Source organism: Bradyrhizobium sp. 23AC, from assembly GCF_054863025.1.
In genome coordinates this window covers 956001-978532 of sequence record NZ_JAVAYN010000001.1, presented here as the reverse complement: position 1 = coordinate 978532, position 22532 = coordinate 956001, and the positions used below count along the sequence as shown (strand labels likewise).

General features: G+C 64.4%; 20 protein-coding genes. 15 read left to right on the top strand and 5 right to left on the bottom strand.

Annotated elements, in window-relative coordinates; translation table 11 throughout:
• The first annotated feature begins 128 nt into the window (after positions 1–128).
• The 9 genes from RAD10_RS04600 (at position 129) to xth (ending at position 10497) form a co-directional block, all read left to right on the top strand.
• The gene (locus RAD10_RS04600) at positions 129–467 is read left to right on the top strand and encodes a P-II family nitrogen regulator (RefSeq protein WP_018323564.1); all 339 of its coding nucleotides are present in this window, start codon (positions 129–131) and stop codon (positions 465–467) included.
• A 129-nt stretch (positions 468–596) separates the two neighbouring features.
• On the top strand, positions 597–1898 hold the full coding sequence (locus RAD10_RS04595; protein WP_461616484.1) for an ammonium transporter: 1302 nt from the start codon (positions 597–599) through the stop codon (positions 1896–1898).
• Between the two features lie 310 nt (positions 1899–2208).
• Positions 2209–2547, top strand: a complete 339-nt coding sequence (locus RAD10_RS04590; RefSeq protein ID WP_008142813.1) for a P-II family nitrogen regulator — start codon at positions 2209–2211, stop codon at positions 2545–2547.
• A gap of 38 nt (positions 2548–2585) precedes the next feature.
• Complete coding sequence (locus tag RAD10_RS04585; RefSeq protein ID WP_461616483.1) at positions 2586–4034, top strand: ammonium transporter; 1449 nt, start codon at positions 2586–2588, stop codon at positions 4032–4034.
• Between the two features lie 219 nt (positions 4035–4253).
• Positions 4254–4658 carry a GFA family protein gene (locus RAD10_RS04580; protein ID WP_461616482.1) on the top strand — a complete coding sequence of 135 codons (405 nt, stop codon included), beginning with the start codon at positions 4254–4256 and terminating at the stop codon, positions 4656–4658.
• Positions 4659–4919: 261 nt separating this feature from the next.
• Complete coding sequence (locus RAD10_RS04575) at positions 4920–6134, top strand: aminotransferase class I/II-fold pyridoxal phosphate-dependent enzyme (protein ID WP_461616481.1); 1215 nt, start codon at positions 4920–4922, stop codon at positions 6132–6134.
• A 9-nt stretch (positions 6135–6143) separates the two neighbouring features.
• Positions 6144–8621, top strand: coding sequence for a DNA translocase FtsK (locus RAD10_RS04570; protein ID WP_461616480.1), 2478 nt, complete (start codon positions 6144–6146; stop codon positions 8619–8621).
• 151 nt (positions 8622–8772) lie between these two features.
• Entirely contained in the window at positions 8773–9528 is a 756-nt protein-coding gene (locus RAD10_RS04565; RefSeq protein ID WP_461616479.1) for an outer membrane lipoprotein carrier protein LolA, read from the top strand.
• Positions 9529–9681: 153 nt separating this feature from the next.
• On the top strand, positions 9682–10497 hold the full coding sequence (gene xth / locus RAD10_RS04560) for an exodeoxyribonuclease III (protein WP_461616478.1): 816 nt from the start codon (positions 9682–9684) through the stop codon (positions 10495–10497).
• A gap of 45 nt (positions 10498–10542) precedes the next feature.
• Here the strand turns inward: xth and RAD10_RS04555 are convergent, their stop codons facing one another.
• Entirely contained in the window at positions 10543–10986 is a 444-nt protein-coding gene (locus tag RAD10_RS04555) for a cyclic nucleotide-binding domain-containing protein (RefSeq protein WP_461616477.1), read from the bottom strand.
• Positions 10987–11044: 58 nt separating this feature from the next.
• The gene (locus RAD10_RS04550) at positions 11045–11731 is read right to left on the bottom strand and encodes a response regulator transcription factor (RefSeq protein WP_007598630.1); all 687 of its coding nucleotides are present in this window, start codon (positions 11729–11731) and stop codon (positions 11045–11047) included.
• A 179-nt stretch (positions 11732–11910) separates the two neighbouring features.
• Between RAD10_RS04550 and RAD10_RS04545 the strand changes: the two genes are divergently transcribed.
• Together RAD10_RS04545 and RAD10_RS04540 are read left to right on the top strand one after the other, a co-directional pair.
• On the top strand, positions 11911–12504 hold the full coding sequence (locus RAD10_RS04545; RefSeq protein WP_461616476.1) for a L,D-transpeptidase family protein: 594 nt from the start codon (positions 11911–11913) through the stop codon (positions 12502–12504).
• Between the two features lie 6 nt (positions 12505–12510).
• Positions 12511–13296 carry a 2-keto-4-pentenoate hydratase gene (locus RAD10_RS04540; protein ID WP_461616475.1) on the top strand — a complete coding sequence of 262 codons (786 nt, stop codon included), beginning with the start codon at positions 12511–12513 and terminating at the stop codon, positions 13294–13296.
• A 79-nt stretch (positions 13297–13375) separates the two neighbouring features.
• Here the strand turns inward: RAD10_RS04540 and RAD10_RS04535 are convergent, their stop codons facing one another.
• A complete protein-coding gene (locus tag RAD10_RS04535; protein WP_028139366.1) occupies positions 13376–14065 on the bottom strand; it encodes a YggS family pyridoxal phosphate-dependent enzyme in 690 nt (229 codons plus the stop codon).
• 108 nt (positions 14066–14173) lie between these two features.
• On the opposite strand from RAD10_RS04535, the gene RAD10_RS04530 reads away from it, so the two are divergent.
• A complete protein-coding gene (locus RAD10_RS04530) occupies positions 14174–15871 on the top strand; it encodes a diguanylate cyclase domain-containing protein (protein ID WP_461616474.1) in 1698 nt (565 codons plus the stop codon).
• A 45-nt stretch (positions 15872–15916) separates the two neighbouring features.
• Here RAD10_RS04530 and RAD10_RS04525 read toward each other — a convergent pair whose 3' ends face one another.
• The gene (locus RAD10_RS04525) at positions 15917–16963 is read right to left on the bottom strand and encodes a GGDEF domain-containing protein (RefSeq protein ID WP_461616587.1); all 1047 of its coding nucleotides are present in this window, start codon (positions 16961–16963) and stop codon (positions 15917–15919) included.
• Positions 16964–17154: 191 nt separating this feature from the next.
• Here RAD10_RS04525 and leuS point away from each other — a divergent pair, with 191 nt between their 5' ends.
• From leuS to holA, 3 genes are all read left to right on the top strand, one after another.
• Positions 17155–19779, top strand: a complete 2625-nt coding sequence (gene leuS, locus RAD10_RS04520; protein ID WP_461616473.1) for a leucine--tRNA ligase — start codon at positions 17155–17157, stop codon at positions 19777–19779.
• Positions 19766–20317 (top strand): LPS assembly lipoprotein LptE, encoded by a 552-nt coding sequence (gene lptE / locus RAD10_RS04515; RefSeq protein ID WP_018323549.1) that lies wholly within the window; start codon positions 19766–19768, stop codon positions 20315–20317. The genes leuS and lptE overlap by 14 nt, the downstream gene beginning before the upstream one ends.
• A gap of 132 nt (positions 20318–20449) precedes the next feature.
• The gene (gene holA, locus RAD10_RS04510) at positions 20450–21478 is read left to right on the top strand and encodes a DNA polymerase III subunit delta (protein WP_461616472.1); all 1029 of its coding nucleotides are present in this window, start codon (positions 20450–20452) and stop codon (positions 21476–21478) included.
• A gap of 149 nt (positions 21479–21627) precedes the next feature.
• On the opposite strand, the gene RAD10_RS04505 is transcribed toward holA, so the two are convergent.
• Positions 21628–22515, bottom strand: coding sequence for a ParB/RepB/Spo0J family partition protein (locus RAD10_RS04505; RefSeq protein WP_461616471.1), 888 nt, complete (start codon positions 22513–22515; stop codon positions 21628–21630).
• Between the last annotated feature and the right edge of the window lie 17 nt (positions 22516–22532).

Sequence of the window (22532 nt, the reverse complement as noted above, 5' to 3'; positions counted from 1 at the left end):
CGTTCATAAGCTCAAACGTTTTTCCGCTTCAGTCTGCAACTTTTTTATGCCATTTGCCCGGAAAGATGCCAGATTGACGCTGCGCCGGGGACATACGGCGCGGCGCATCCCGAAGAATAGGCCTGACCATGAAACTCGTCGTCGCGATCATCAAACCCTTCAAGCTCGATGAGGTCCGCCAGGCCCTGACGGCGATCGGCGTCCACGGCATGACCGTGACCGAGGTGAAGGGTTATGGCCGGCAGAAGGGCCACACCGAGATCTATCGCGGCGCCGAATATGTCGTGAACTTCCTGCCGAAGCTGCGCATCGAGATCGCGGTCGCCTCCGACGTCGCCGACAAGGCGGTCGCCGTGATCACCTCGACCGCGCGCACCGGGCAGATCGGCGACGGCAAGATCTTCGTCACGCCGATCGACCACGCGCTGCGCATCCGCACCGGCGAAACCGACAGCGACGCGCTCTAGATTTTGTTTTGACGCGTTTTCCTCACGCGATCCGGTATCCGCTTCGCTCGAAAACGCTCTGATCTTCTTCGATCGCACCGGGCAACGACGCCACAATGTGCGACGCCAATTGATGCCGGGGGGAACGACATGGCGGGATATTTGCGCCGCGCAGCTGCCATGGCTGCGCCGATCGGACTTGTGTCGATCATGGCTTCGCCGGCACGCGCCGCGGCCTCCGAGATCAACACCGCCGATACCGCCTGGATGATCGTCGCCACCGCGCTGGTGCTGATGATGACGATCCCGGGACTCGCGCTGTTCTATTCCGGCATGGTGCGCAAGAAGAACGTGCTCGCCACCATGGCGCAGAGCCTCGCCGCGGTGACTTTGATCTCCATTCTCTGGGTCGCGTTCGGCTATTCGCTGTGCTTCGTCGGCGACGGCCCGTGGATCGGCACGCTCGACCGCTGGTTTCTCGCCGGCATGACCATGGACAGCGTCAACCCGGCCGCGAAGACCATCCCGGAATCGCTGTTCATGCTGTACCAGATGACGTTTGCCATCATCACGGTGGCGCTGGTCGCCGGCTCGGTCGCCGACCGGATGCGGTTCTCCGCCTATCTCCTGTTCTCCGTCGCCTGGTTCATCTTCGTCTACATTCCGCTGGCGCATTGGGTGTGGGGCGGCGGCTTCCTCAACAGCATGGGCGTGCTGGATTTCGCCGGCGGCCTCGTCGTGCATCTGTCGGCCGGCACCGCCGGCCTCGTCGCCGCCAAGGTGATGGGGCGCCGTCACGGCTACGGCAGCGAAAATCTCTCGCCGTTCGATCTCTCCCTTGCAGTGATGGGCACCGGCCTGTTGTGGGTCGGCTGGTTCGGCTTCAACGGCGGCTCGGCGGGCGCGGCCAATTCGCGCGCGGTGATGGCGATCATCGCGACCCATCTTGCCGCCTGCTCCGGCGCGTTGACCTGGGGCGCGATCGAATGGTCGACACGGCGCAAGCCCTCCGTGCTCGGCATGATCTCCGGCGCGGTGGCCGGGCTCGGCACCATCACGCCGGCCTCCGGATTCGTCGCGCCCTGGCACGGCATCGTCATCGGCATCATTGCGGGTGCGGTTTGCTACTGGGCCTGCACCTGGCTGAAGCACCGCTTCAACTATGACGATTCGCTCGACGTGTTCGGCGTCCACGGCATCGGCGGCCTGACCGGGACCCTGCTCGCCGGCGTGTTCGCGACCAGCGCCATCGGCGGCACCGCCGGCCTGCTGGAGGGCCACCCGCAGCAGCTCCTGATCCAGTTTTATGGCGTCGCCGTCACCTTCGTCTGGTCGGCCGGCGTGAGCTTCATCCTGCTCAAGCTGGTTGGCCTGTTCGTGCCCCTGCGCGTATCCCGTGAGCACGAGCTTGAGGGGCTGGATATTTCGCAGCACGGCGAAGCCCTGCAATAAGCGACGACGCTACTTAATTACCTCTACACTGCCCGACGCATGAGCAATATTGTGTCGGCAGCCTGTCATGCTCGCATTTTGGGCAGGCATGACCACGTTTTGGGCGCGACGGAATAGCGCACTGCACCGCAATACGCGTTCATCGCGAAAACACCCGTTTTCATAGCCCGTTAGGCAACGCGCCCGATCTGGCACGGCATTTGATTCTAAGGGTCCAGGCTGTGCCCGCGTAGTGAACTTTCTCCCTCGTGGCGAACCAGTCGAGAACGCCCGGCCACGTCCGGACCGGGCCCAAGCGGGGATAGGACCCATGAAAATTGTTATGGCGATTATCAAGCCATTCAAGCTGGAAGAAGTCCGTGACGCCCTGACCGCCATCGGCGTTCACGGTCTCACGGTGACGGAAGTCAAGGGATATGGCCGCCAGAAGGGCCATACGGAAATCTATCGCGGCGCCGAATATGCCGTGAGCTTCCTGCCCAAGATCAAGATCGAGGTCGCTGTCGCCTCCGACCAGGTCGACAAGACCATCGACGCCATCACGTCCGCCGCGAAAACCGGACAGATCGGCGACGGCAAGATCTTCGTCATCAACCTCGACCACGCGGTGCGCATCCGCACCGGCGAGGCCGATGCCGCGGCCCTTTGATTTCGCGCTCAACCTTTATCCAATCAGGAGTGAATAATATGACGTTCAAGCGTCCCTATGGCGCGGGATTGGCGGCTCTCGCAGTCGGCCTGTTCGCTGCGACCGCAGCCTACGCCGAGCCAACGGTCAACAAGGGAGACAACGCCTGGATGCTGACATCGACAGTGCTGGTGCTGTTGATGACGATCCCCGGCCTCGCGCTGTTCTACGGCGGTCTCGTCCGCTCCAAGAACATGCTCTCCGTCCTGATGCAGGTGTTCTACACCGTCTGCGTCGTCACCGTGATCTGGGCCGTGTACGGCTACAGCCTCACCTTCACCGGCGGTTCCGACTTCATCGGCGGCTTCTCCAAGGCCTTCATGATGGGCGTCACCACCGATACGAAGGCCGCGACCTTCTCGGTCGACGCCAACATCTCGGAGCTCATCTATGTGTGCTTCCAGATGACCTTCGCGGCGATCACGCCCGCCCTCATCGTCGGCGCCTTCGCCGAGCGCATGAAGTTCTCGGCGATCGCCCTGTTCATCCCGCTCTGGGTCACGCTGATTTACTTCCCGATCGCGCACATGGTCTGGTACTGGCAGGGTCCGGACCTGATCCAGGATGCGGCCAAGGCGCTCGCTGCTGCCACTGATGCGGCCGCGAAGACCGCGGCGCAGGCCAAGCTCGACGAGATTAATGCCGACGCCGGCTGGATCTTCAAGAAGGGCGCGATCGACTTCGCGGGCGGCACCGTGGTGCACATCAACGCCGGCATCGCAGGCCTCATCGGCGCTCTCCTGATCGGCAAGCGCGTCGGCTACGGCAAGGAGCTGATGGCCCCGCACTCGCTGACCATGTCGATGATCGGCGCCTCGCTGCTCTGGGTCGGCTGGTTCGGCTTCAACGCCGGCTCCAACCTCGAAGCCAACGGCGGCGCCGCCCTTGCCATGACCAACTCCTTCGTCGCCACCGCAGCCGCCGCGCTGTCGTGGATGTTCGCGGAGTGGATCATCAAGGGTCATCCGTCGGTGCTCGGCGTCATCTCCGGCGCTGTCGCGGGCCTCGTGGCCGTCACCCCTGCGGCCGGCTACTCCGGCGTCATGGGCGCGATTGTCCTCGGCCTCATCGTCGGCGTAGTCTGCCTGTTCTTCTGCACCGTCGTGAAGAACGCGCTCGGCTACGATGACAGCCTCGACGTGTTCGGCGTGCACTGCGTCGGCGGCATCGTCGGCGCCATCGGCACCGGCATCCTCGTCAACCCCGCCCTCGGTGGCGCTGGCGTCATGGACTACACCGCGATCCCGCCGAAGGTCGGCGACTACGACTTCGCGGCGCAGATGATGTCCCAGATCTGGGGCGTCGGCACCACGCTGGTGTGGTCGGGCATCGGTTCGGCGATCCTCTACAAGGTCGTCGACGTGATCGTTGGGCTGCGGACCAATGTCGAGAGCGAGCGTGAAGGCCTCGACATCACCGAGCACACCGAGCGCGCCTACAACATGTAAGTCTCCTCCCGGGCGTGGTCTCCTCGGAGACCACGTCCAGAACTACGGTTCGGGCACATACCCGGCAATGCCCTGACCGTTGAGGGGCTCCAGCGCAAGCTGGAGCCCCTTTCTTTTGGGCAGGGTGCTTTTTGATTTCACAGCCAAGAAAAGGATTGCCATTCCGCACCGGCGGCGCAGAAATATCGACCACAAGAAACAATAATCGGGGAGGTCGTCATGCGTTTGGAAGGCGGATGCTATTGCGGCGAAGTGCGTTACAAAGCCGAAGGTGATCCGATGATGCAGGCCCAGTGTCATTGCCGCGAGTGCCAGTACATCTCGGGCGGCGCACCCAACACCTTCATCGCGATGCCGGCGGCCGGCTTCAGCTACATCCTGGGGCAGCCCAAGCAGTTCACCCGCAAGGATCTCGAACGTGCCGTCACGCGCGAATTCTGCGCCGAGTGCGGCACCCATCTGGTGACCAGGGCTCCGGGCCTTCCGGCGGCGATCCTGAAAGTCGGCACGCTGGACGAGCCAAAGCAGTTCCATCCGCAGATGGCGATCTACACCTGCGACATGCAGGAGTTTCATGCGATCCCGGCGGGGATGAAGACATTCGAGAAGCTGCCGGGGCGCTGAGGCCATGATGACGGTGCGCTCCCTCCCCAGCATGCGGGGGAGGGTTGGGGAGAGGGTGTCTCCACAGCGGGGTTCCGCGAGAGGTGCGAGCCCTCACCCGCCGCGCATCCCGTTGTTATCCGGCCTCATTATTCCTGCTCTGGACGGAGGCGGCGGCCGATGGTTAATCGCGTCTTAACCTCGCCCTATCTATGGTGAACTGAACCGCTTCCCGCCGGGGCCTTCGCGCGACCGGCTGTTCCGAGAGTGCTGGCGCCCAGAATGGTCATGACCGCTTCATCCCGTGCGCCACAGGCCAGTGGAAGCTCCGATACCGGGCGCTCGCCCTTCGTCCGGCTGAACGAGCTGCTGGCGCCGCATCAACCCGGCAAGCCCTTGATTTCGCTCGCGGTCGGCGAACCGCAGCATCCGGTGCCTGATTTCGTCGGCCCGGTGCTGGCCAAGCACATCGCCGATTTCGGCCGCTACCCGATGAACCAGGGCACCGACCCGTTCCGCCAGGCCGCGAGCGCCTGGCTGTCGTCGCGCTTCAAGCTGCCGCGACCGCTCGACCCCAAGAGCGAGATGCTCGTCCTCAATGGCAGCCGCGAGGGGCTGTTCCTCGCCGCGATCGCGGCCGTTCGCTATGTCGGCCCACGCCCCGGCAAACCCGCGATCCTGATGCCGAACCCGTTCTATCCGGTCTACGGCGCCGGCGCGGGTGCCGCAGCTTGCGAGCCGGTCTACCTGCCGACCACCGTCGAGAACGGCTTCCTGCCTGACCTCGATGCCATCGACGAGGCGACGCTCGCACGCACGGTGGCGTTCTATCTGGCCTCGCCGGCCAATCCGCAGGGCTCCGTCGCCAAGCCCGACTATTTCAAGCGGTTGAAGCAACTCGCCGATCGCTACGGCTTCATGATCCTCAGCGACGAATGCTATTCGGAGATCTACACCCGCGAAGCACCGGGCAGTGCGCTCGAATGCGCCGGCCCCGATTTCACCCGCGTGGCTGCGTTCCAGTCACTGTCGAAGCGCTCGAACCTGCCGGGCCTGCGCGTCGGCTTCGCCGCCGGCGACAAGAAATTCATCGGCATGTTCCTGGAGCTGCGCAACATCGCGGCGCCGCAGGTGCCGGTGCCGCTCCAGCATGTCGCAACCTTTGCCTATGGCGACGAGGCGCATGTCGAGGAGAACCGCCGGCTCTACCGGATCAAGTTCGATCTCGCCGACCAGATCATCGGCAATCGTTACGGCTATCGCCGGCCCGACGCCGGCTTCTGCGTCTGGCTCAACACGTCCGAGATCGGCGACGACGTGTCCGTGTGTCTGAAATTGTTCAAGGAAGCAGGCGTGCGCGTGGTGCCCGGCAGCTTTTTGGCGCGGCAACAGCCTGACGGCTTCAATCCCGGTGCAGGCTACATTCGCCTGGCGCTGGTGCAGGATGGCGAGACCACGGCGCAGGCGTTGCACCGGCTGGTCGAGACTCTGGGTTAGGCGGGGCCCATGAGCATGTCGGCAATCGAACGTGTCATTCCACTGGTCGGCCATCTGCCGCCCTCGATCCGCGAGGGACTGGCGCGGCGCGTGCGCGAGCTCACCGGCTTCGGCCTGATCGCGTTGTCGGGCGTTGCCTCGGCCGCGCTGATGACCTGGTCGGTGCAGGACCCCAGCCTGAGCCATGCGACCTCCAGGCCAATCCGCAACATTCTCGGTTATGCCGGCGCGATCGGCGCCGACCTTGCGATGCAGATCCTCGGGCTCGGCGCCATCATGCTGGTCCTGACCGTCGCGGTCTGGGGCTGGCGCATGATGACCCACCGCCCGTTCGACCGCGAGGCGCTGCGGCTCGGCTCCTGGATTCTCTGCACGGTGATCGCGGCAGGCTTCGTCAGCTGCTGGCCGCATGGCGGCGCATGGCCGCTGCCGACCGGCCTCGGCGGCGTGGTCGGCGATGCGCTCGTGCGCGCGCCCGCCGTGATTTTCGGGCCGGCCGGCACGATCTATCGCGTGGTTCTGGGCACGATCCTGTTCGCCGCGATGGCCGCGACCTTCCTGATCGCATGCGGTCTTGGCGCCCGCGAGCACGACGACGAGCTGGCGGAGATCGAGGATGACGATAAGCCACTCGACGAGGACGAGGAGAACGATCGGGGCTCGGTGTCGCTGGGCTGGCTGTTCCATGCACTGATGAGCACGAAGGCGCGGCTGATCTGGCTGTGTGGTGCTGCTTACCGCTCGCTGGTCTCGAGCGGACCGAAAACCAAGGCCGTGGCATTCAGCCGCCAGGAGCCGAATCTCGGCGGCGGCCGCGCCGCGCCCTCGATCTCACCGCAATCCGAGGACGAGGACTACGAGGATCAGCACGAGGAAGAGGAAGAAGACGAGGAGGAAGAGGAGGAGCCCGCCGCGCGCGCCCCGCGCAAGAAGGCTGCCCCGAAAGCCGCCGCGAAGAAATCCTCCGACAAGTTCGAGCTTCCGTCCGTCTCCGTGCTGGCCGCGCCGAAGGCCGGCGATCGCCAGCCGCTCAGCAAGGCCGAGCTGGAAGCCAATTCGCGTTCACTCGAAGGCGTGCTGCAGGACTTTGGCGTGCGCGGCGAAATCGTGAAGGCCAATCCGGGCCCCGTGGTCACGCTGTACGAGCTGGAGCCGGCGCCCGGCATCAAATCGTCGCGCGTGATCGGACTTGCCGACGACATCGCCCGCTCGATGAGCGCGCTGTCGGCGCGCGTCGCCGTCGTGCCCGGCCGCAACGCCATCGGCATCGAGCTGCCGAACGCGCACCGCGAAAAGGTCTATTTGCGCGAGCTGCTGATCGCCAAGGAAGCCACCGAGACGGTGGCGAAGCTGCCGCTCTGCCTCGGCAAGACCATCGGCGGCGATCCTGTGATCATCGACCTCGCGCGCACGCCGCACATGCTGATCGCCGGCACCACCGGCTCCGGCAAATCGGTCGCCATCAACACCATGATCCTCAGCCTGGTCTACCGGCTGCGTCCGGACCAGTGCCGCCTGATCATGGTCGATCCGAAGATGCTCGAACTCTCCGTCTATGACGGCATTCCCCATCTGCTCACGCCCGTCGTGACCGACCCGAAGAAGGCGGTGGTCGCGCTGAAATGGGCCGTGCGCGAGATGGAAGAGCGCTACAAGAACATGGCCAAGCTCGGTGTGCGCAACATCGACGGCTACAACACGCGCCTGCTCGAATTGAAGGCCAAGGGCGAAGAGCCGACGCGCACGGTGCATACCGGCTTCGACAAGGAGACCGGCAAGGCGATCTACGAGGAAGAGAAGCTCTCGCTCGACCCGCTGCCCTACATCGTCATCATCGTCGACGAAATGGCCGACCTGATGATGGTCGCCGGCAAGGACATCGAAGGCGCGGTGCAGCGCCTCGCGCAGATGGCGCGCGCCGCCGGCCTGCACGTGATCCTCGCGACGCAGCGTCCGTCGGTCGACGTCATCACCGGCACCATCAAGGCGAACTTCCCGACCCGCATCGCCTTCCAGGTCACGTCCAAGATCGACAGCCGCACCATTTTGGGCGAGATGGGCGCCGAGCAACTGCTCGGCCAGGGCGACATGCTCTACATGGCCGGCGGCGGCCGCATCAGCCGTGTGCACGGACCTTTTGCCTCCGACGAGGAAGTCGAGAAGGTGGTGCGTCACCTCAAGACGCAGGGCCAGCCGGAATATCTCGAGGCCGTCACGGCCGAAGAGCCCACGGAGGACGAGGACGGTGCGGTGTTCGACGCCACCGGCATGGGCGGCGATGGCGGCGGCGACCTCTTCCAGCAGGCCGTTGCGATCGTCAAACGCGACCGCAAGGCCTCGACCAGCTACATCCAGCGCCGCCTGCAGATCGGCTATAACCGCGCCGCATCCTTGATGGAGCGCATGGAACTGGAAGGCATCGTCGGACCCGCCAACCACGCCGGCAAGCGCGAGATTCTGGTCGAGGAAGAAGACAGCCATATGTGAGGCAGCCGCCTCCAGACATCATTTCACGCGAAATCGTTATCTGCTTTTGCCCGAAATCACGCTAAAAGACGCCCAGCCACGTTAGGACGACGCGTTGATCAGACACCCGGACATTCGATTCGCTGCCACCATTGCTGCGCGAAGCGCGCGCGTGGCCGGCGTGCTTCTCGTCACCGCCTCGATGGTGACGGCGTCCTCGTTCGCGCAGAACGTCCCGGTGCCGAAACCCGCGCCGAAGGGCCGCGACGGCGGAGCGTCCGCCGGCGGGCCCGCTGTCACCGGCGCGACCCAGACGCCGCCAAACCCGGTGATCCCGGATCCGCGCCGCAACGTGCCGACCAGTATCTTCCAGACCTTCGATGCCAACCAGAAGGCGCAGGCCGCCAAGGTCAGTGCCTATCTGTCGTCGCTGTCGACGCTGGTCGGGAATTTCGTCCAGGTCGGCCCCGACGGCAGCAAGACGCAGGGCGATTTCTACATCCAGAAACCTGGCAAGGTGCGCTTCGAATATGACGCGCCAAGCCCGATCGACATCGTCGCAGACGGATCCTCGCTCGTGGTGCGCGACCGCAAGCTCGCGACCCAGGACGTCTATCCGCTGTCGCAGACGCCGCTGCGCTTCCTGCTGTCGGATCGCATCGACCTGATGAAGGACACCAATGTCGTTGGCGTCTCGGCCGACGACGTCTTCGTCAGCGTCACCATCGAGGAGAAGCAGGCACTGGTCGGCACCAGCCGCCTGCTGCTGATGTTCGGCGCCAAGGACGGCCAGTTGAAGCAGTGGACCGTCACCGATCCGCAGGGCTACGACACCACGATCGCGGTCTACAATCTGGACTCGAGCAAGAAGCTCGATCCCGGCATGTTCAAGATCGATTTCACAAATTACGGCCCGGCACCGGGATAGGTCTCGTAGGGTGGGTTAGCGCAGCGTAACCCACCACTTCTGCTACCGCGGTGAAAGACCGTGGTGGGTTACGCCTTCGGCTAACCCACCCTACGAGAGCTCGCTGTGGACAAGCATTTTCCCCGCACCAATCCATGCTAAGACGCATTTCCCATGCGTTTTTCCCTGACAACCTGGAACATCAATTCGGTGCGACTGCGCATCGATCTGGTCGCGAAATTCCTCAAGAGCGCGCGGCCGGACGTGCTGTGCCTGCAGGAGACCAAGTGCATCGACGATGCCTTTCCGCTGAAGCGGTTCAAGCGGCTCGGCTATGAGCACGTCGCGCTGAACGGGCAGAAGGGCTATCACGGCGTCGCTATCGTCTCGAAGATTCCGTTCGAATCGACGGACATCCGCACCTTCTGCGACAAGCTGGATTCGCGTCACATCTCGGTATCGTTCGGCGAGAAGGCCAGTATCGCAAAGCCGCTGGTCGTGCATAATTTCTATGTGCCCGCCGGCGGCGACATTCCCGATCCCGCGCTGAACGAGAAGTTCGACCACAAGCTTCGCTTCCTCGACGAGATGAAGGCGTGCGAGCCGCTGCATCCGCGTGGGGAGGATCGTCACATCCTGGTCGGCGATCTCAACGTCGCCCCGCACGAGAACGACGTGTGGTCGCACAAGCAGCTTCTGAAGGTGGTCTCGCACACGCCGATCGAAACCGAAAAGCTGCAGGCCGCGCTGGCCGCCGGCGAATGGGTCGACGTCGCCCGCGAGCGGATTCCGATGTCGGAAAAAGTCTACACATGGTGGAGCTACCGCTCCCCCGACTGGACCGTCGGCGATCGCGGCCGCAGGCTCGACCACATCTGGGTCTCGCGCGCGCTAAAGGACGCGGTCAGCGATTTCAGGATTCTTCGCGATGCGCGGAGCTGGGAGCGACCGTCGGACCACGTGCCTGTCACGGTGACGCTGGAGGTTTGAGGTCCCGTAGCCCGGATTGCGCTTCGCTTCATCCGGGCTACGACGTCAGTTCGTCAGCTTCGCACCCGCCATCAGGATATCGCTGGCAATCTGGCTGGAGCGGACCGCGAACTCGTCGCGCAGGCGAACCGCCGCGGCGGGGTCGCTTTCGAGCACGCGCTGGAACAGGCTGCGCGCGACGCGGATGACGGAGGAATGCTCCAGCGCGATCGCGCTCGACGGCCGCTTCATCGGCACCACCAGCGCGAGCTCGCCGATCAACGCGCCGGGGCCAGCGATCATCTCGGCGCCGGCGCCGTCATCGACCCGAAAGGCGCCGCGCTGGACCACGAAGCCGGCATCGGCGTCGTCGCCAAGATTGAACAGGGTGTCGCCGCGGACGAAGTTACGCTGCTCGGAGCCGATCGCCAGCATGCGCAACGAGGCGTCTCCCAACAGGCGCAATGTCGGGACACGCTCGAGAAGCGCTACGTCGTCGTCGATTGACATTCAGATCCGAGGCTCAAAGGCGTGCAATCTAAAACGATTCGCACGCCCTTCGAGCGTATCACGGCACCAGCTTGTAGCCACCGGCTTCCGTGACCAGGATTTCCGGGTTGGCGGCGTCCTTCTCGATCTTCTGGCGGAGGCGGTAGATGTGGGTTTCCAGCGTGTGGGTGGTGACGCCGGAATTATAGCCCCAGACCTCCTGGAGCAGGGTCTCGCGCGAAACCGGCATCTGGCCGGCGCGGTAGAGGAAGCGGAGGATGGCGGTCTCCTTCTCCGTCAGCCGCACCTTGCGCGCATTGGCGGCGGTGAGCATCTTGGAGCCGGGCCGGAAGGAGTAGGGGCCGACCGAGAACACCGCGTCCTCGCTGGCCTCGTGCTGGCGCAGCTGGGCGCGGATGCGGGCCAGCAGGACGGCGAAACGAAAGGGCTTTGCCACGTAGTCGTTGGCGCCGGATTCGAGCCCCAAAATCGTATCGGAATCGGTGTCGTGCCCGGTCAACATGATGATCGGAGCCTTGAAGCCGCCCTTGCGCAAGGAGCGGACCACTTCGCGGCCGTCGGTGTCGGGCAGGCCAACGTCCATCAGGACGAGATCGGGAGCATTGGCCTTGGCCGCACTCGCGCCTTTGGCGCCGGTATCGACCGCGGAGGCTTCGAATTCCTCGTGTAGCGATAATTGCTCCACCAACGTGTCGCGCAGATCGGTATCGTCATCCACGATCAGGATCTTGCGGGCATTGGCCATAGGGGGTCATCCTTTTGGGGTCCGGCTCGGCGCGCATCCATGCTGCACCCAGCCGTGAGGGGAAGTTTAGGGGTCGCCGTTATTATTGTTGTTCGTGTTGAAGTAGTGGGCTGTTACCGATTCACAAGCCGGAAGCACTCTAACTCAGAATAGCAGGCCGGTTTGATGAATGTCCTGTAATGAATTCGACATCGCACGTTCACATGAAAAATAAAGCAGCTTCAGTTGGTTACGCCAAGAATCGAAGCGCCGGACCGCTCTCTGTGATCCGCGTTAAGCCTGCGGCCGGTAATCCGCGCCGAGGCTGGCTGACGGCGGGATCGCTGACCATACCGGTCGCGCTGGGGCGGGGTGGCATCCTGGCCAACAAGCGCGAGGGCGACGGCGGCACCCCCAGGGGCAGCTTCCGTCCCACGCGCTTATGGTGGCGGGGCGACCGGCACAGCCGTCCGCAGAGCTTCCTGCCGGCCCGGATCATCACCGGAGAGGACGCCTGGTGCGAGGACCCCAGGGATCGCCATTACAACCAGGGAATTCGGCTCGACGAAGGGCAGGGCGGCGACCGGCTCAAGCGGGCCGACCATCTCTATGACTTCATCATCGAAATCGACCACAACACGCGACCGCGGGTCGCCGGCCGCGGCAGCGCAGTATTCTTGCACCTGGCCCGCGACAATTTCGGCCCGACCGCGGGCTGCGTCTCCATGACGAAATCTGCGATGCTGCAATTGCTGCGGCGATTGGGGCCACGAACAAGAATCATCATCGGGTGAGGATGCATGCTCGACAGGGATCAGATCGCGGCCGCCTCGCGCGTGCTCGTTCAACATTGGCGCGACGGCACCAAGCTAGAGGTGCTGGAGCCGCGGTTGCGGCCACAGAGCCGCACGGAGGGCTACGCCATCCAGGCCGGGCTCGAAACACTGTCGCACGGGACATTGTTCGGCTGGAAGATCGCGGCCACGAGCGTATCAGGACAGAAGCACATCAACGTCACCGGACCGCTGGCCGGACGCATCATGAGCGACACAGTGATCGCCGATGGCGGGACTGCGTCGATGAAGGGCAACGAGATGCGCGTCGGCGAGCCTGAATTCGCCTTCCGCATGGGACGCGATCTGCCGCCGCGTGCAACGCCCTACAGCGTCGATGAGGTGCTCGCCGCCGTCGACACCTTCCATCCTGCGATCGAGATTCCCGATTCCCGCTTTGCCGATTTCGCCAGAGCGGGCGAGGCGCAGCTGATCGCCGACAATGCCTGCGCGCATCTGTTCGTGCTGGGCGCGGCGACGACTGCGAACTGGCGTGCGATGGATCTCGTTGAGGAGCGGCCCCAGATCACGCTGCGCGGCGAGCGCTATGTCGGCCACGGCAAGAACGTGCTCGGCGATCCCCGCGTAGCGCTCGCCTGGCTCGCCAATGAGCTGCGCGGCCTTGGACTGACCTTGCGGGCAGGGCAGGTGGTGACCACAGGCACGTGCCATCCGCCGCTGCCGATCCAGGCCGGCGATCATCTCGCGGCGGACTTTGGCGTGCTCGGGAAGGTGTCAGTGGGGTTTGTGTAACTACCGCCGTCATTGCGAGCGAAGCGAAGCAATGACGAATTCGAGAGCCGTTGCAGGGCGAGGCCGTCGCTAACGGCTCCTATCTATGCCCGAAGATCGCACTCCCCACGCGCACATGGGTGGCACCCAGCATGATGGCATTGGCGAAATCCGCGCTCATGCCCATCGAGAGATTGGTCAATCCATTACGCGCGGCGATCTTGGCGGTCAGCGCGAAATGCGCCGCCGGCGGCTCGTCGACCGGCGGGATGCACATCAATCCGGAGATCGTCAGCCCATAGGTGTCGCGGCAGCTGGCGAGGAAGGCGTCGGCCTCGCCGGGGGCGATGCCGGCCTTCTGTGGCTCCTCGCCGGTGTTGATCTGGACGAAGAGTTGCGGGTGCTTGTTCTGGGATTCGATTTCCTTGGCTAACGCCTGGCAAATGCTCGGACGGTCGACCGAATGGATCGCGTCGAACAGCGCGACCGCCTCTTTCGCCTTGTTGGATTGCAGCGGTCCGATCAGATGCAGCGCGATGCCCGAGTAAACAGACGTTAACGCAGGCCACTTGCCTTTGGCCTCCTGCACCCGATTCTCGCCGAATACGCGCTGTCCGGCGTCGATAACCGGGGTAATTGCATCCGCGGCGAAAGTCTTGGACACCGCGATCAGCGTCACGGAGGCGCGATCGCGTCGCGCATCCTTGCAGGCGCGGGCGATTTCGGCTTCGACCGCGGCGAGCGCGTTTGGTGAATGGCCGGTTACCGGCGCGGCGTTGGCTTCTGTCATGACGTCGCTTGGCTGTGATCCTGACCGAGGTAAGTCCAATTTTACCGAGTTCAAGAAAGAGTTTTTGAACCCTTCGCTTTACCTTGGCCGACGGGGTGGGTAGCGAAGATGGCAAGAATCAGTCTCAACCGCAAACGAGCGAAACTCAAGCAGGTTCTCGGAATCCGAGCGCGGCTTGCATTGCTCGCGGTGATTCTGGTGGCGCCCTTGATGCTCGAGCGCATCCGTTCGCTCGAAGATACCCGCACCCGGCAGATCGCGCAGGCCACGGTTGAATTCACCACCGTGGCGCGGCACAGCGCCGATGCGCAGCGCGAGGTGATCTCGTCGGTCGAGACCATCCTGAAATCCGAGGCCTTCATCCGCGCCTCTGCCGGCGGCGTCAGCAAGAGCTGCGACGTGCTGCGCGCGAGCCTGCCGTCGAACCTGCCCTGGATCCGCACGCTTTTGATCGCGGGCGCAGACGGGCGCATCCAGTGCGCGACGAACAATATGTATGTCGGCCTCGACCTGAGCGACCGGCCCTACTTTCAGCAGGCCCAAACGAGCGGCCGCTTCGTGCTGAGCGATTTCATCCTGTCGCGGCCGATAGCAGCACCGACGGTGATGGCGGCTTATCCCGTATCGGCCTTCAGCGGCGTGTCCGATGCCGTCGTCCTCGCCACGGTCAATCTCGACTGGATGTCGAAGGTCATGAGCAATCTGGGCGGCCGCGCCGGCATCACCGCCGTGCTGGTCGACAGCGCAGGCACCGTGCTGGCCGCTCCGGCCGATCAGCACAGCGCAGTCGGCCGTCCGCTCGACAACATGCCGCTGATGTCGGCGATCGCCGACAGGGCGCTGCGTTCCGACCAGGACGAAGGCTCACTGTCTTTCCTCGCCGCCGACGGCTCGCGCCGCGCGGTCAGCTACATCCGCATCTCCGGCACCAACGCCCGCCTGATCGCCAGCATCGACGAAGACAAGGTGTCCGCGGCGGTCAACCGCGACATCCGCACCGCCTATCTCCAGCTCGCTTTCGTCGTTGTGTTCGTCCTGCTCGGCGCGCTGATCGCCGCCGAAAAGCTCGTCATCAAGCCGATCGAGATGCTCGTCGACATGGCCAAGCGTCTCGGCGAGGGCGATCTGTCGGCCCGCGCGGCGCGCAATCGCCTGCCGGCCGAGTTCGTGCCGCTCGCCCGCGCGTTCAACGCGATGGCGGCACAGTTGAGCCAGCGCGAGCGCGAGCTGATCGCGAGCAACGACCGGCTGACGGTAATGGCCTCGATCGACATGCTGTCGGGGCTCGCCAACCGTCGCGGCTTCCAGAGCCGGCTCGACTTCGAGTGGATGCGCGCGCAGCAATATGGCAGCGACCTCGCGCTTCTGATGATCGACGTCGACCATTTCAAGCTGTTCAACGACACCTATGGCCATCTCGAAGGCGATTCCTGCCTGACCAGGCTCGGCGAGTCGCTGTCCGGCATCGCCGCCGACACGATGGGCTTTGCGGCGCGCTATGGCGGCGAGGAATTCTGCCTGCTGCTGCCGAACACCGATTTGAACCGCGCCGTGGAAATCGGCGAGCTGGCCCGCGCGGCCGTGCTGAAGCTGTGCCTGCCGCACATCACCTCAGCCCACATGATCGTCACCGTCTCGATCGGCGTTGCCGCGACGAAGCCGAACGAGGCCTTGCGTCCCGGCGACCTGATCGAAGCCGCCGACGCCGCGCTCTACGCCGCAAAACACCGCGGTCGCAACAATGTCGTCGAGCACGGCGTGCAGGCGATCGAGACCGGCGCCGCCGAAATGATGATGGCGGGCTGATCGTCAGCCAAGACCGACGTCGTCGTCTCCACGCCCCGCAACAGGCTACCCCGCAGTCCCCAAGTGATCGAGCTCGGTCTCCGTCACCACGCGATTGCGGCCGTTGCCCTTGGCGAGATAGAGCGCGCGATCGCAGCGCTCGATGAGATCGGTGATCGCTTCGCCGGCCCGGTACTGCGCCACGCCGATCGACACACTGATGCTGGGCAGAACCTCGCCGGTGGAGCGGCGGGTGATCGTGCACTCCGCGAGCGCGTGCCTGATGCGCTCGGCGATCTCGGCACAGGTGGCGAGATCGGCATCCGGCAGCACCGCAATCAGCTCCTCGCCGCCATAGCGGGCCGGCAGATCCTGCTTGCGAACCTTTTCACGCAGCACCTTCGCCATCAGGCGCAGCACCTGGTCGCCGACGCCGTGGCCGAATTTGTCGTTGAAAGTCTTGAAGTGGTCGATGTCGAGCATCAGCACGCTGAGCGGCTCGCCCCACGCGGCGGTCGCCTGTGCCTTGCGCAGGAATTCGTCGAGCGCCCGCCGGTTTGCGAGTCCCGTCAGCGTGTCGGTCCGGGCGCGCTCCTCGGACCTCGATAGCGAATCGCGGATCACATCGAGCTCGCGGGTCTTTTCCGCAAAGCCTGCTTCCAGCCGTGTCGCCCGTGTGGCGGCCCGCGCCAGCTCGTTCATGAGCTGGGCAACCAGCGCCTTCGGATCGACGCCGGCCTTGCCCTGGTCCGCCACCTCGCTGATGACCTGCATCTGCGAATGATTGTCGGCGATCGCGGTCGCCAGAAACTCCTTCGCGGCCCCCATGAGCGCCTGCAGCCGCTCGGACGTGTCGACCACGGCGGCACTCACCTGGGGTGCGACATAGGTCTTGAACAGGTCCTGATTGGTTCGGGCGTCGAAAGGACGATTGTGGTCGATCAGAAGATCGATCGCGTTGCGCAGATCCTCATGGCCGTCCCCGAAATACAGGAACCAGACGGCAAAATTGGCCGGGGTCGGCGCAATCCGCTGTTCGGCCATGCTCCGCATCGCCCGTCCGGCAATGGACGCGGCATAGTCGTAATCGGGCTCGTCGAAGCTGGAATCCATCGCACTCATGCGGTCTCGTCGGGCCGCAAATTGGCATTGACCCCTTAATCACACCCCAACGCCGACCTTCGTAGTTATGCGGAGGCGCCGGCAAGGTTCCAAACGGCGGCAACCCATTGACCCCCTAAGGACTTCTATGGCCTAGTCCGCCGTCTTGAGACGGCCGAACCCACGAAAACCCCAACGATTCCATGACCTCCGAACGCTATAACGCCCGCGACGCCGAACCGCGCTGGCAACGCCTCTGGGACGAACAGGCGATCTTCGTCTCCAAGAACGACGATTCGCGGCCGAAATATTATGTGCTCGAGATGTTCCCCTACCCGTCCGGGCGCATCCATATCGGCCATGTCCGGAATTATACGCTCGGCGACGTGCTGGCCCGCTTCATGCGCGCCAAGGGGTTCAACGTGCTGCATCCGATGGGCTGGGACGCTTTCGGCCTGCCGGCCGAGAATGCCGCGATCGAGCGCAAGGTCGCACCCAAGGCCTGGACCTACGACAACATCGCCGCGATGAAGAAGCAGCTCCGCTCGATCGGGCTGTCGCTGGACTGGTCACGCGAATTCGCGACCTGCGACCCCAGCTACTACAAGCATCAGCAGAAGATGTTTTTGGACATGCTCGGCGCCGGCCTCGCCGAGCGTGAGAAGCGCAAGCTCAACTGGGATCCGGTCGACATGACCGTGCTCGCCAACGAGCAGGTGATCGACGGCCGCGGTTGGCGTTCCGGCGCTGTTGTCGAACAACGGGAAATGAGCCAGTGGGTCTTCAAGATCACGAAGTACTCGCAAGAGCTGCTGTCCGCGCTCGATGGGCTCGATCGCTGGCCCGACAAGGTGCGGCTGATGCAGCGCAACTGGATCGGCCGCTCGGAAGGGCTGCTGGTTCGCTTCGCGCTGGATCAGGCGACGACGCCCGCCGGCGAGAGTGAGCTGAAGATCTTCACGACGCGCCCGGACACGCTGTTCGGCGCGAAATTCATGGCGATCTCGGCAGATCATCCGCTGGCGCAGGCAGCCGCCGCGAAGAACCCCGAGCTTGCGGAGTTCATTGCGGACATCAAGAAGATCGGCACCGCGCAGTCGATCATCGACACCGCGGAGAAGCAGGGCTTTGACACCGGCATCCGCGCCGTGCACCCGTTCGATCCGAATTGGAAGCTGCCGGTCTATGTCGCCAATTTCGTGCTGATGGAATACGGCACCGGCGCGATCTTCGGCTGCCCGGCGCATGACCAGCGCGACCTCGACTTCGTCAACAAGTACAATCTCGGCAACACGCCGGTGGTGTGCCCCGAGGGCCAGGATCCGAAGTCGTTCGTCATCACCGACACCGCCTATGACGGTGACGGCCGCATGATCAATTCGCGCTTCCTCGACGGCATGACCATCGAGCAGGCCAAGGACGAGGTCGCAAAACGTCTGGAAAGCGAGCTGCGCGGCAACGCGCCGGTCGGCGAGCGCCAGGTGAATTTCCGCCTGCGCGACTGGGGCATTTCGCGCCAGCGCTATTGGGGCTGTCCCATTCCCGTCATCCATTGCCCGAAATGCGATGTGGTGCCGGTACCGGATGCCGATTTGCCGGTGACGCTGCCTGACGATGCGACCTTCGACAAGCCGGGCAACGCGCTCGACCATCACCCGACCTGGAAACACGTCACCTGCCCCAAATGCGGCGGCAAAGCTCAGCGCGAAACCGACACCATGGACACCTTCGTGGATTCGTCCTGGTACTTTGCGCGCTTCACCGATCCCTGGAACGAGACCGCTCCGACGACGCCTGCCGTCGCCAACCGGATGCTGCCGGTCGACCAATATATCGGCGGCGTCGAGCACGCGATCCTGCATCTGCTCTACAGCCGCTTCTTCACCCGCGCGATGAAGGCGACCGGGCACATCGCGCTGGATGAGCCGTTCGCCGGCATGTTCACGCAAGGCATGGTGGTGCACGAGACCTACCAGAAGGCCGACGGCACCTATGTGCAGCCGGCCGAGGTCAAGGTCGAGGTCGGCGGAAATGGGCGCCGCGCAACGCTGTTGACGACGGGCGAAGATATCCAGATCGGCCCGATCGAGAAGATGTCGAAATCGAAGAAAAACACGGTCGATCCCGACGACATCATCGAGACCTACGGCGCCGATGTCGCCCGCTGGTTCATGCTGTCGGATTCCCCGCCCGACCGCGACGTGATCTGGAGCGACGAGCGCGTCCAGGGTGCCTCGCGTTTCGTCCAGCGGCTGTGGCGGCTGGTGAACGATTCCATCGAGCTCGGCAAAGCCGCGCCGGCGGCCCGGCCGGCCAGCTTCGGCCCGGACGCGACTGCCTTGCGCAAGGCCGCCCACGGCGCGCTCGACAAGGTCACCACCGGAATCGAGCGGCTGCACTTCAACGTCTGCCTGGCCCATATCCGCGAATTCGCCAATACCTTCTCGGAGATCCTGCAGCGACCCGGCCAGCCCGCCCCTGATTTGGCTTGGGCGATCCGGGAAGCCAGTCAGATCCTGGTCCAGCTGTTCTCCCCGATGATGCCGCACCTTGCCGAAGAATGCTGGCAGGCTCTGGGCCAGAGCGGGCTGGTTTCCGAGGCCAATTGGCCGCAAATCGAACGCGATTTGCTGGTTGAAGACAGCGTGACCCTCGTGGTCCAGGTCAACGGCAAGAAGCGGGGTGACGTCACAGTTGCAACAGCGGCCCAGAATCCGGAAATCGAGGCTGCCGTTTTGGCTCTCGATGCGGTAAAACTGGCCCTGGACGGCAAGCCCGTCCGCAAGGTGATCATCGTCCCCAAGAGGATCGTAAATGTTGTCGGCTAGGATCCGCATCGCAGCCCGCTTGCTGGCGGTCGCCGCATTGGCGGCGCTGACGGCTGGTTGCTTCCAGCCGATGTATGCCGAGCGTGGCGACGGCACCCCCGGCTTGCGCGAGAAGCTGATGGGGGTCGAGCTCCCGCCGATCGCCAAGCCCAATGCCTCCCGCGAGGCCCGTGTCGGTGTCGAAGTCCGCAATGCTCTCGCCTTCAAGCTCTACGGCACTGCGACGGGAATGCCGCCGACCCATCGGCTGGACATCCGCTTCACCTCCAGCCGTTCTTCGCTGATCGTCAGCGCCACGACGGGATTGCCGACCAGCGAAAACCTCGGCATCGACGCCCAGTACAATCTGATCGAGGTCGCGACCGGCAAGTCGGTGATGACCGGCACCACGTTCTCGCGCGTGTCCTATGACATGCCCGGGTCCTATCAGCGCTTCTCCCGCACCCGCGCCGTCCGCGACGCGGAGGATCGTGCCGCCAACGAGATCGCCGAGAACATCACGACCCGGCTCGCCTCGTTCTTCACCGCTGGCACCTGATTATTCCCGTCATTCGGGGCTCGCGAAGCGAGAACTACGGTGCGCAATTGCGCACCTGAGAATCTCGATTCCCAACCTCTGGATTCCGGGCTCGCGCTTCGCGCGCCCCGGAATGACAAGGTAAAAGGCAACATGGTCGCGCTGCGTGGAAAAGAGATCGACGCCTTCCTCGCCCGCCCCGATGCGGGCCGTCCGATCATCCTGCTCTACGGTCCCGATGCCGGCCTGGTGCGCGAGCGCGCCGATGCGCTGATCGCATCGGCCGTCGATGATCCCAACGATCCGTTCTCGCTGGTCAAGCTCGACGGCGACGAGCTCTCCGCCGAGCCCTCGCGCCTCGTCGACGAAGCCATGACGGTGCCGCTGTTCGGCGGCCGCCGCGCCATCCGCATTCGCGCCGGCTCACGCAGCTTTGCCAGCGGTATCGATACGCTGGCGGAGATGTCGGTGAAGGATTGCCGCGTCGTAATCGAGGCCGGCGAGCTGCGTCCGGAATCGCCGCTGCGCAAGGCCTGCGAGAAGGCCAAGGCCGCGGTGGCGATCGGCTGCTATCCCGACACCGAGCGTGACCTCGCAAAGCTCATGGAAGACGAACTGCGCATCGCCAATTTGCGCATCGCGCAGGACGCCCGCGCCGCGCTGATGTCGTTCCTCGGCGGTGACCGCCAGGCCTCGCGCAACGAGCTGCGCAAGCTGACGCTCTATGCCCACGGCAAGGGCGAGGTCACGCTGGATGACGTGATGGCGGTGGTCGCCGACGCCTCCGAGCTGAAGCTCGACCCGATCGTCGACGGCGCCTTTGCCGGACGGCCCGACATCGTCGAGACCGAATTCGCAAAGGCCATGATCGCCGGCACCTATCCCGGCGTGATCATCTCCGCCGCGCAGCGTCAGGCTGCTTGGCTGCACAAATCCGCGCTCGCGATCGCCGACGGCCAGCCTGCCTCCGCCGTGCTCGACGGCGGCTATCCGCGTCTGCATTTCTCACGAAAGCCCGCGGTCGAAACGGCGCTACGAAATTTCAGCGTGGCGCGGCTCGCCGCCATCATCGAGCAGCTCGCGACCGCCGCGCTCGACACCCGCAAGCAATCCACGCTAGCCGCCGCCATCGCCCAGCGGACATTGATGGCGATCGCCGCGAACGCGAAGCGGCGGGGCTGAGCCTCGCTGTAATCGCCGCGAACGCGGGGATCCATAATCACAGGAAGTGGTTTGGCGAAGACTGCAGTTCGGTACTGCGCCCCCGGTCCGATCGCTAAATCACGCGGTATGGGTCCCCGCGTTCGCAGGGACTACAGCGAGGGCTTGGCCTACAGCGCGCCCTTCGCGAGCCGCTTCATCACCTCGTCGAGCTGATCGAGGTTGCTGTAGCTGATCTGGACCGAGCCGCCGGGGTCGCGGTGATTGACGGTGACCTTGAGACCGAGCGCGTCGCTGACGCGCTTCTCCAGGTCGATCGTATCAGGGTCCTTTTCCTTGCCCCCGGTAGCGCGCGCCTTCTGCGGCTTGCGCTCGGGCACGCCCTCTTCATGCGCGAGCGCTTCGGCCTGGCGGACGTTGAGGCCCTCCTCGACGATGCGCTTGGCGGCCGCGAGCGGATCGGGCACGCCGATCAGCGCGCGGGCGTGGCCGGCGGTCAGCTTACCGGTCGCGATGAAGGCCTGCACCTCGGCCGGCAGCTTCGTCAGCCGCATCATGTTGGCGACGTGGCTGCGGCTCTTGCCGACGACTTTTGCGATGTCGTCCTGGCTGCGTTTGAACTCGTTGGCGAGCGCGTGATAGCCCTGCGCCTCTTCCATCGGGTTGAGGTCCTCGCGCTGCACGTTCTCGACGATCGCGAACTCCAGTGCGTCGCTGTCGCTGATGTCGACCGGAACGATCGGCACCTCGTGCAGGCCGGCCATCTGCGAGGCGCGCCAGCGCCGTTCGCCGGCGATGATCTCAAAGCGGTCCTGTGCGCCCTTCACCGGACGCACCACGATCGGCTGGATCACGCCGTGCTGCCTGATCGACTCGCTGAGCTCCTTCAGCTCGGTGTCCGAAAAGGTGCGGCGCGGATTGCGCGGATTGGCCTTGATGAACTCGATCGGCACCTTGCGCTGCGCGCGCGGCCGATCGACATGCTGGGCCTCGCCGCCGACATCACCGATCAGACTTGCAAGACCCCGGCCCAGTCGCGAACGCGCTTCGTCGGCCATCGCCAGCTCCCTTGGAT